This is a genomic window from Dorea sp. MB18-49, assembly GCF_023669465.1.
In the GTDB taxonomy this organism is placed as follows: Bacteria; Bacillota; Clostridia; order Lachnospirales; family Lachnospiraceae; genus Dorea_A; species Dorea_A longicatena.
On the sequence record NZ_JAMOYX010000097.1, the window covers coordinates 1 to 1,976 of the forward strand.

General features: G+C 36.5%; 4 protein-coding genes. 1 reads left to right on the top strand and 3 read right to left on the bottom strand.

Annotated elements, in window-relative coordinates; all coding sequences use genetic code 11:
- Window positions 1–420 (bottom strand): accessory gene regulator B family protein (locus tag NCY30_RS14875; protein ID WP_284709570.1); only part of this gene is annotated, 420 nt, incomplete at its 3' end.
- On the bottom strand, window positions 420–581 hold the full coding sequence (locus NCY30_RS14880; RefSeq protein WP_144099707.1) for a cyclic lactone autoinducer peptide: 162 nt from the start codon (window positions 579–581) through the stop codon (window positions 420–422). The genes NCY30_RS14875 and NCY30_RS14880, both read right to left, overlap by 1 nt.
- Window positions 582–1,003: 422 nt before the next feature.
- Between NCY30_RS14880 and NCY30_RS14885 the strand changes: the two genes are divergently transcribed.
- Window positions 1,004–1,612, top strand: coding sequence for an ExeA family protein (locus NCY30_RS14885; protein WP_246944106.1), 609 nt, complete (start codon window positions 1,004–1,006; stop codon window positions 1,610–1,612).
- 215 nt (window positions 1,613–1,827) lie between these two features.
- Here NCY30_RS14885 and NCY30_RS15485 read toward each other — a convergent pair whose 3' ends face one another.
- Entirely contained in the window at window positions 1,828–1,962 is a 135-nt protein-coding gene (locus NCY30_RS15485; RefSeq protein ID WP_442873343.1) for a GHKL domain-containing protein, read from the bottom strand.
- Window positions 1,963–1,976: the final 14 nt, after the last annotated feature.

Consider the following 1,976-nt stretch of genomic DNA (forward strand, 5'->3'; position numbering starts at 1 on the left):
TTGACCATAATATTGTTTTTCATTAATATCTAGTCTTTTATTTGGATTTTCAACTGGCTTTCGCTTCAAAATATAACTCGATGATTGTATTATCATTATCCACATAACAATCATACTAAAATCAAACCATTTTACACTTAAGAGTATTCCACAAATAAAAATACTTGATCCTAAAAAACATGACCGATATCTCTTAAAATGAAATCCTCCACAATATGATCTTACACTTCCAAGTACAAAAATGAGAATTACAAACTCCTCCATCATATGAAAATGGATTGCAAATAACATATTTACACTCATACATATTATTAATTCAATTCCCACTTGAAAACCATATTTCAAAATATTATACTCTGCTTCATCGTATCTACTATTATTAATCACATAACTGGTTAATTTCTCCGCCAAATAGCACATTAGAATTTTCTCAATTGTTTAAGTTCATCAGGAGCTTCTGGTTGATGAAATATAAATACACAACTTCGATTTGCCGACACCACTGTTATTAATAGTGCAAATGCTCCTAGTACATTTGCCATATTAGCTTTCAATAATAATTTTTTCATTTTTTCTCTCATACTTTTACCTCCAATACTCCTTACTTTATTGAGAAACAATATGTTTTCATCGTACCATATATTTGTTTTAAATTTTTTTCATGTAACAATTCCTTAATTTAACGTAACTTTCTCCAACAAAAAAGATGGACGAAATATTTTTCCTCTTCCATCCATCTATTGTCACGCGTCAAATTAATATTCCTACCTACTGTACATATACCGCAGATTAAATTTAACTTCCTTCATATTGTACCTACTCTAACGTGCTGTTTTTTACGGCACGTTTTTATCTGTCCTATTGACCATTCCCCTCTTATCATTTATAGTCAATTCTGTCACTAAAAAACAAAAAAGAGAAGAAACAGCCCCGACCAAAGTTCGTTCCTTCTCCATACCATACAATGAGTGCTGCCAGCAGGTCTTACAGGATCTATGTCCTAATGTTTTACGCCTGTCTCGTAAGCAGTCATCTCAATGCAACTACCATAAGCGTTGCTGACTTCTACAAGCAGCTCTGTGCCATTCTTGGTGTTTCCGATAAAGGTGGCAAAACCGGTATGTTCCAGGCAATACAACAACAAATCACATATCTATATAAGGAAAAGCGCCAGCCGCTACTTCTTGCTATCGATGAGGCTCAATATCTTGGAACTGATATCTTGAACGACATCAAAATGCTCATGAACTACGGATATGACTCCGTGAATTACTTTACCCTTATTCTTTGCGGTGAATCCCATCTGAACGACACACTTCGCAAACCAGTTCACGAAGCATTAAGACAGCGCATCACCGTTCACTACAATTACGCCGGATTAAGCGATGAAGAAGTATCCAAGTACATTCTTCACGAACTCAACCTTGCCGGAGCCGCCGATTCCATCATTGACCCTGCAGCGCTTGCCGCTACCCATAGTTTTACCCAGGGCAATCCCCGTTTGATTGATAACCTGATGACGGATGCTCTTACTCTCGGCTCTCAACAGAATAAACAGATCATTGATGCTGAAATCATCCGTGCTGCAGTAGATAATCAGGGATTATACTGATGAAGTTTTCAATATACATATCATAAGGCTGTGGCATATGTCATAGCCTTGTTTCAAAAGCAGTTCATCTGCCTCTCAAACAAATCTACAACACTGTGCGGTCGTACCGCTGACAGCTTGCGGTCACCTCCCGGACTGCACAGTCGGGAAGGTGTTTCCACAGAATTTAAAGTGCGGTTTACACCTCCCACAGTGTGCCGTCGGACATCTATAATCTACATTATTTTTTCAATTAAAACAGCTATAACCACAAAGTAATTATCATCATTCTCTAAACTCAAAAAACCATTATATTTATCTACTATTCTTTGCATTAATTTTATTCCCATCCCATGATTTGTTTTATTCATCTTGGTAGAAATGT

Coding starts and splice junctions, on each gene's coding strand:
- NCY30_RS14880 (WP_144099707.1), bottom strand. CDS start 581: ATGAGAGAAAAAATGAAAAAATTATTATTGAAAGCTAATATGGCAAAT.
- NCY30_RS14885 (WP_246944106.1), top strand. CDS start 1,004: ATGTTTTACGCCTGTCTCGTAAGCAGTCATCTCAATGCAACTACCATA.
- NCY30_RS15485 (WP_442873343.1), bottom strand. CDS start 1,962: ATGAATAAAACAAATCATGGGATGGGAATAAAATTAATGCAAAGAATA.